This is a genomic window from Mesorhizobium sp. M7A.F.Ca.CA.002.05.1.1, assembly GCF_003998335.1.
GTDB lineage: Bacteria > Pseudomonadota > Alphaproteobacteria > Rhizobiales > Rhizobiaceae > Mesorhizobium.
In genome coordinates this window covers 1-7,730 of record NZ_RZQI01000212.1, presented here as the reverse complement: position 1 = coordinate 7,730, position 7,730 = coordinate 1, and the positions used below count along the sequence as shown (strand labels likewise).

Sequence of the window (7,730 nt, the reverse complement as noted above, 5' to 3'; positions counted from 1 at the left end):
ACAACAGGCCGACCGGATCGCCTGGCCTGAACAATGCCTCGAGCGGGCCGATGTGCGCCACGCGGCGGAACTGGTCGAGCTGGTGGCGCTGCGCGGCGGCACCGGCCGCCCAGACATCGTTTCGCTGCCGGAACTGTTCGAGGCCCGCCTCACCGGTCTGGGCGGCGGCAGCCGGCCGCCCTTCTGGTTTTCCCGGCTGACCGTGCGCTCCATCGAAACTACCCGGAATTTGCTTGAACGTCTCAAGCAGGCTCTGGCGCCGCTCGCAGCCTTCCGCGGCCGGGACGATGCCGACCTTGCCGCGCTTGTCAGGGCCAGCGTCGCCACACTCGAAAATCTCGGCCGCACCGCCGACGGTGGTCTTGGCGAACTCTATGCCGGTGACGCCGGCGAAAAGCTTGCCGAACTGCTGCGCGGGCTGGTCGCGGCTTCGGCTTCACTGTCCTTCGCGGCGACCGAGTGGCCCGATATCATGGCGGCGCTGATCGCGCCTGAATCGGTCAAGCCGGCACAGGGCACCGACCGGAACATCGCCATCTGGGGTGCGCTGGAAGCCCGATTGCTGACCGTCGATACGCTGGTCATCGGCGGGCTCAATGAGGGCGTATGGCCGCGCAAGCCCGAGAGCGACCGCTTCATGTCGCGGCTGATGAAGACCGGTATCGACCTCGAACCGCCCGAGCGGCGCATCGGCCTTGCCGCGCATGATTTCCCGATGGCCATGGGCGCTGGGAAAGTGGTGCTGTCCCGCTCGGCGCGCGCCGGCGACGCACCCGCCGTGCCGTCGCGCTGGCTTCAGCGGCTGCTGACCTTTATCGGCAACAATCAGGCAGCGGAGCTGCGCCGGCGTGGCGACGAACTGCTCGCCTGGGCGCGCGCGCTGGATACAGGCCCAAGGCGGGATTTCGCGCCACGGCCGCAGCCGAAGCCGCCCCTGTCGGTGCGCCCGACGCATTTCTCGGTCACCGAGATCGAGACCCTGCGCCGGGATCCCTACGCTGTCTATGCGAGACGGATCCTTGGACTGATGCCGCTCGATCAGGTCATCCGCGACCCCGGTGCGGCCGAGCGCGGCACGCTGTTTCACGCCATCCTGCATCTGTTCTCAGGCAGTGTCGCCGATCCGCGCACCCCCGAGGCGCTCGCCGGCCTTATCGCCGCCGGCCGCGCCTGTTTTGCCGAGGCCGCACTTCCGGCCGATGTCGAGGCGGTGTGGTGGCCGCGCTTCGAGAAACTCGCCGCCAACATCATCGGGTGGGAGCGCACGCGCGCCGATGCGGTGACAAAGCGCCATGCCGAGGAGCGCGCCGGCAAGACCGTTGTCGGCCAATCCGGCGTGACGCTGTCCGGCTACGCCGACCGCGTTGACCTTTTGGCCGGCGGCATGGCCGACATACTGGATTACAAGACCGGTTCCTCGCCGTCCAAGGCGCAGGCGCACACACTGCTTGCGCCGCAACTGGCGTTGGAGGGCGCGCTGCTCAGGCGCGGCGCCTTCAAGGATCTGGGCGTACGCGAGCCCTCTCAACTGGCCTTCATCAGGCTGAAGCCGAATGGCGAGGTGTTCGAGGAATCCATCCTCGAACACAATCGCCAGCCGCGGACCGCGACCGATCTTGCCGAAGAGGCCTGGGCGCGGCTGGAAAAGCTGTTGATCCACTATGCCGATCCTGCGACGGGTTATCTGTCGCGCGCGCTGCCGTTCCGCGAAGGCGAGACCGATGGCGACTACGACCATCTTGCCCGCGTGCTCGAATGGTCGGCAGGCGGCGATGCCGGCGACGAGGCAGGGGAGGCATGAAAAAGGCCTATCCGATCCCCAGCGACACCGCGACCAGCCAAGCCCGCGCCGCCGATCCCGGCAATTCCGCCTGGGTGTCGGCGAATGCCGGATCCGGCAAGACCCATGTGCTGGCCCAGCGCGTCATCCGGTTGCTGCTGCGCGGCACCGATCCCTCGAAGATCCTGTGCCTGACCTATACGCGCGCCGCTGCCGCCAACATGTCCAACCGGGTCTTCTCGACACTGTCGGAATGGACCACGCTCGGTGACGCCGACCTTGCGGCAAAGGTCGAGGCTCTGGAAGGCCGCCGGCCGGATCTCGAGACCATGCGCCGGGCGCGGCGCCTGTTCGCCGAGGCACTGGAAACGCCCGGCGGGTTGAAGATCCAGACCATCCATGCCTTCTGCGAATCGGTGCTGCACCAGTTCCCGCTGGAAGCCAACATCCCGGCCCATTTCGAGATGCTCGACGGCCAGATGGAGGCATCGCTGTTCGCCGCGGCGCGCCGCGAGATGATCTCCGGCACATCCGCCGGCGACAGGGATCTGGCCGAGGCTTTTGCCGCCATTCTCGATCGGGGCGGCGAAGCCGGGCTCGACGCCTTGCTGGGTGAGATCGTGCGCAAGCGCGACGGCTTGCGCAATTTCATCGACGCCGTCGGGCGTGATGGCACGCGCTTCCAGGCCCTGTTCGAGGAATTCCATTTCCATCCAGGCCAGACGGCCGAGGGCATAGCCGCTTCGGTATGGCCGTTGCCGGGTTTCCTGCCCGACTATTTTGCCGGCTTCGCCCACGCAGCCGAGGCCACCGACGCCAGATCGGTGCTGAACAACATCCTGCCCTATGCGCGGCAGGCTTTCGCCGAGGGCGATCCCATTCGGCGCCTGCAACTGCTGGCGCGAGCCTTCCTCAAGACCGATGGCGACGCCTACGACCCGGCAAAGGCCTTCAGGAAGGCCCTGGTCGACCGGCTGCCGGATCTGGCGGAGCGCTATCTCTCGGCCGCCAATGCCATCGTCGAAACCACCGACCGGCTGGCCCTGTTCCGGATGCTGGAGGGTACAAGAGCGGCGCTGACCATCGCCGACTGGCTGATCGCCCGCTACGAAATGCTGAAGCGCAGCCGCGGCTTTCTCGATTTCAACGACCTGATCACCCGCACCGTCAACCTGCTGGCGCGGCCAGACGCCGGCCCCTGGGTGCAATACAAGCTTGACCAGGGCATCGACCATATCCTGCTCGACGAGGCGCAGGACACCAGTCCGGACCAATGGGAAGTGGTGAAACGGCTGGCGGAAGAATTCTTTGCCGGCTTTGGCGCGCGCGACAGGGTCCATCGCACGGTCTTCGCGGTCGGCGACGAGAAGCAGTCGATCTATTCGTTCCAGGGGGCTGCCCCGGACTCCTTCGCCGACAGCCGGCTGTTGTTCGCGGGACGGGTGCGTGACGCCGAGGCGTCCTTTGCCGATCTCAAACTGACCTGGTCGTTCCGCTCGACCGACGACGTTCTTACCGCGGTCGACCGCGTCTTCGCCGACGCGAGCGTGCGGCGCGGCATCAGCCATGATCCCGATCCGCTGCGCCACCAGGCGATCCGCACCGACGCACCGGGCTATGTCGAGGTGTGGCCGTCGGTCGGCGCCGATGTCGTCGATGAGCCCGACGACTGGACGCAAGCCATCGACCATGCGCACGCGCCGGCGGTGCGCGTGGCTGAGAACGTCGCCGCCACAATCGCCGGCTGGATCGGCAGTGGCGAAATCATCGAAGGCCGGGGCAAGCGGCTGCGGCCGGGCGATGTGCTGGTGCTGGTGCGCAAGCGCGACCGCTTCGTCCATGCGCTGACCCGCGCACTCAAACGCCGCGACATTCCGGTTGCCGGCGCCGACCGGCTGAGCCTGCCTGGACACATCGCGGTCAAGGACCTGATTGCGCTCGGTCATCTCCTCATCCAGCCGCAGGACGATCTGTCGCTTGCCGCCGTGTTGCGCAGCCCGATCTTCGATCTGCCGGAAGAGACGCTTTTCACGCTCGCCGCGCAGAGGCCGTCCGGCTTGTCGCTGATCGCGTCGTTGCGACAGCACGCCGGCGAAAGCGAGAGACTGGCGAAGATCGTCGCCCAGGTCGACATCTGGACGAACGAGGCCGCCTTCAAACCGGTGTTCGAGTTTTACGCTGGCCTGCTGGCGCGTGATGGCGTGCGCCGCAAGATGATCGCGCGGCTCGGGCCCGAAGCCGGCGACATTCTCGACGAGTTCCTCAGCTTCTGCCTGGCCGAGGAACGGACCGGCCTGCCGGGGCTGGAAGCCTTCCTGTCGACGCTGGAAAACGCCGGTCCTGAGATCAAGCGCGAGATGGACCAGACCCGCGACGAGGTCCGGGTCATGACCCTGCACGCTGCCAAGGGCCTGGAAGCGCCGGTCGTGTTCCTGGTCGATGGCGGTTCCGCCCCGTTCAGTGACCAGCATCTGCCGCGCCTGATGCCCTTCGATGGCTCCGGCGCGAATTGGGACGGCAAGGGCTATCTCTGGCGCTCTGCCAGCGACGTCGCCAACGGCTTTTCCAAAGCAGCGGCGGCGCGGGCACGGGAACTCGCCGACGACGAATACCGCCGGCTGCTCTATGTCGGCATGACCCGTGCCGAGGACCGGCTGATCGTCTGCGGCTATCACGGCAAGCGAGCGCCGAACGCCGGCACCTGGCATTCGATCGTCAGCCGCGCGTTGATCGGTGCGCCGGAAAGCGAGCAGCGTGCGCATCCCGCCGGCGGCGAGCCGGTGCATCGTTTCCATGTCACCAAGCTGCCGCCGGTCGCACTGGCTTCCGGCGAGCAGGCGCGGCCGACGGATGCTTTCGGACCTCTGCCGGCGACCTTGTTCCGGCCCTTGCCCCCCTTCGAGGATCTGCCGCGTCCGCTGTCGCCATCCGGTGCTGCGGCGCTGATAGACGAAGGCAAGGAAGCTGTGGTCGACAAGGCGTCGCCGGTGCTCGACGCCGATGCCGAGCCGGGCTTTGCGGTGCTGCGCGGGCTTGCCCTTCACAAACTGCTGCAGATGCTGCCGGGCATTGCCGAGCCCGAACGCCAGCGCGCGGCGGAGCGCTATCTCTTGCGAACGGGTGCGGACTGGCCTCCGTCAGAGCGCGAAAAAGCCCTGGCGTCGGTCACATCAATCCTTGCGGATCCCGGCCTCGGTCAGCTGTTTGCGCCGTCGTCGCGTGCTGAGGTCGCGATCATGGGCAGCCTGGAAGTAAAGGGCAAAAAGCGCTCGATTTCCGGCAAGATCGACCGGTTGGCGGTGACGTCGGACACGGTCTCGATCGTCGACTACAAGACCAACCGGCCGGCGCCCTCCACTCTGGCCGAGGTGCCGCCGGCCTACCTGCTCCAGCTCGCGCTCTATCGCGCCCTGTTGCAGCCGCTCTATCCCGGCCGCACGGTCAAGGCGGCCCTGCTGTTCACCGAGGCGCCGCGGCTGATCGAGCTGCCAGCCGGTGCCATGGACGACGCCCTTGCCCGACTCACGGGAGCGTGACACAACACCTGCTTGAAGAAGGGCGCGATCACCACCACATTTGGTGGGACAAAAACTTTCAAAAGGATTTTCCATATGGCAACCGTGAAGGTCGACAAGAGCAACTTCCAGGCCGACGTGCTTGACGCCAACGTACCGGTCGTCGTCGATTTCTGGGCGGAATGGTGCGGTCCCTGCAAGATGATCGCGCCGGCGCTCGAAGACATTGCCACCGAACTCGGCGCCAAGGTGAAGATCGCCAAGCTCAACATCGACGAGAATCCGGAGCTTGCCGCCCAGTTCGGCGTGCGCTCGATCCCGACGCTGATGATCTTCAAGGGCGGCGAAATGGCCGACAAGAAGGTCGGTGCGGCGCCCAAGACCGCGCTGTCGCACTGGATCAACGGCAATCTCGCCTGATCCATCTGAAATTCATATGACCATCAAGCCCGGCCTCGCGCCGGGCTTTTTGTTGGCGTCATCGGTGCGTGGCTCTGGCTCTCGCGTCCGGCCACTCCATGTCATCTGCTTGAGCCAGACAGGAGAACCCCATGACCGGATCCGCCAAGGCCACCGTATTCATCGACAATGAGCGCGTCATCGTCACCGAGTACCGCTTCGCACCGGGCGAAAACACCGGCTGGCATCGCCACGGCCACGACTATGTCGTCGTGCCGCTGATGGACGGCAAGGTGAAGCTGTTGACCAAGGACGGCGAGACCTTCGCCGAGATGAAGAAGGGCGCGCCCTATTTCCGCAAAGAGGGCGTCGAACATGACGTCATCAACGCCAACGAAGGCGAATATGCCTTTATCGAGATCGAATTGAGGTGACGGCATGCCATCATGTGCCATCTTGATGGGCGCTGAGAGACTACATCTTCTAGAAAGGGGAGTTTGAAATGGCCGAACCCCAGCTTTCCGTCCGCAGCGCAAAAGCACGAGATATTGCTCATCGACTCGCTCGTCGCGAAAACCGTTCAATAGCTGATATCGTCGAACGCGCACTTGAATCCTATGAGATTCGGGAGGCCGGGCGAGAACCGGCCTCCCTCTTCTATTCCCGCCTGACGGCAAGCATCGGCGTCGACATCGATCTGGAAGCAATCATACCATTGTGATTTCAGAGACCCTTAGAAAGGCGCCTGATGCGGTGTCATGGCTTGGCTGGTCTCACCAATCAGCGATGCGGTCGTCGCCGGTGAATTGTGCGCTTTTCTGGGTGTACTCGAACAACTCGATTTTCACGTCGTTTGGATCGCGGATCCAGGCCTGAAATGTGTCATCGCAGGCCAGTTTCTTTGAGGTGACGTCGACACCTTTCGACCTGATGTGGGCGATCGCGGCATCAATGTTCTCCACTTCTAGGCAGAAGTGGTTGATCTGGTTCAGGTCGCCATAGCGGGCCTCGTTTTTCCCGAACACCTCGACATGGCTGCCGCCGCCGCAATCGAGGTAGAACCCGAAAATCTTGCCGTCACGCAGGAAATTGAAGCAGGTGTCCATGCCCAGCACGTCGCGATAGAAGCTTCGTGTCGCTTCAAGGTCGTTGGCGAAGATGCAGACGTGAGCGAGCTGCTTGACCTTGATCATGACAGGTTCCTCGCAGAAAAATCCGCCTTCAGGTCGGCGGGGTGCCGTTCTCGGCCAGCACCGCGCCGGTCAGATACAACGAACCGCTGATCAGGATGCGTGGCGCCGGACCGTCCCAGGTGTCGCGCAGCAGCATCAGCGCGCTGGCGACGGAACTCACCGGCTCGGCGGTCAGCCCGGCTTCCGTCGCGCGGACCGCCAGTTCGTCGTTTGGCACGCCGGCCTCGCTAAGGCTCACCGGCACCGTGTAGACATGCCGGGCGAGGCCCTTGAAGGCACGGAAATAGCCGCTCTGGTCCTTGGTGTTGATCATGCCCGAGATGAGGAACAGCGGACGCGGGTTCTTCTCTTCCTGCTCGGCCAACGCTTCGGCAACCACCACGCCGGCCCCCGGATTGTGGCCACCGTCGAGCCAGATATCGGCGCCCTTGGGTGCCAGTTCGGCCAGCCGGCCCTGCATCAGCTTCTGCATACGCCCTGGCCAGGCGACATTGATCATCGCCTTTTCGGCGGCGCGATGGCTGATCTCGAAACCGGCCGCCTTGACCGCGGCGATCGCCGCCGCCGCATTGGCGAACTGATGGCGTCCGGGCAGCCTGGGCGGTGGCAGGTCCATCAAGCCGTCTTCGTCCTGGTAGACCATGCGGCCGTTTTCCTCGAAGGCAAGGAAGTCCTGGCCGTAGACGAAGGTGGGGCATTCAAGCCGCTCGGCGGTTTCGATCAGCACCTGCAGCGCCGTTTCGCTCTCCTGCGCGCCGATGACCACCGGACAGCCGGGCTTGATAATACCGGCCTTTTCGGCCGCGATCAGTTCGACACGGTCCCCGAGATAGGCCTCGTGGT

7 protein-coding genes are annotated in these 7,730 nt (G+C 64.9%); 5 read left to right on the top strand and 2 right to left on the bottom strand.

Translation table 11 applies throughout. The features are described 5' to 3' along the window. The 5 genes from addB to EN939_RS13335 form a co-directional block, all read left to right on the top strand. On the top strand, positions 1 to 1,801 hold a 1,801-nt coding region (addB, locus tag EN939_RS13355; protein ID WP_127268391.1), incomplete at its 5' end, for a double-strand break repair protein AddB. Further along, positions 1,798 to 5,316 (top strand): double-strand break repair helicase AddA, encoded by a 3,519-nt coding sequence (gene addA, locus EN939_RS13350; protein WP_127268390.1) that lies wholly within the window; start codon positions 1,798 to 1,800, stop codon positions 5,314 to 5,316. The genes addB and addA, both read left to right, overlap by 4 nt. A gap of 75 nt (positions 5,317 to 5,391) precedes the next feature. After that, a complete protein-coding gene (gene trxA / locus EN939_RS13345) occupies positions 5,392 to 5,715 on the top strand; it encodes a thioredoxin (RefSeq protein ID WP_127268389.1) in 324 nt (107 codons plus the stop codon). Positions 5,716 to 5,846: 131 nt separating this feature from the next. Further along, positions 5,847 to 6,128 carry a cupin domain-containing protein gene (locus tag EN939_RS13340; protein WP_127268388.1) on the top strand — a complete coding sequence of 94 codons (282 nt, stop codon included), beginning with the start codon at positions 5,847 to 5,849 and terminating at the stop codon, positions 6,126 to 6,128. Positions 6,129 to 6,196: 68 nt separating this feature from the next. After that, positions 6,197 to 6,415 carry a plasmid stabilization protein gene (locus tag EN939_RS13335; protein WP_127268387.1) on the top strand — a complete coding sequence of 73 codons (219 nt, stop codon included), beginning with the start codon at positions 6,197 to 6,199 and terminating at the stop codon, positions 6,413 to 6,415. A 52-nt stretch (positions 6,416 to 6,467) separates the two neighbouring features. On the opposite strand, the gene EN939_RS13330 is transcribed toward EN939_RS13335, so the two are convergent. Together EN939_RS13330 and EN939_RS13325 are read right to left on the bottom strand one after the other, a co-directional pair. Further along, positions 6,468 to 6,887, bottom strand: coding sequence for a VOC family protein (locus EN939_RS13330; protein WP_127268386.1), 420 nt, complete (start codon positions 6,885 to 6,887; stop codon positions 6,468 to 6,470). 28 nt (positions 6,888 to 6,915) lie between these two features. Next, on the bottom strand, positions 6,916 to 7,730 hold an 815-nt coding region (locus tag EN939_RS13325), incomplete at its 5' end, for a bifunctional folylpolyglutamate synthase/dihydrofolate synthase (protein ID WP_442919532.1).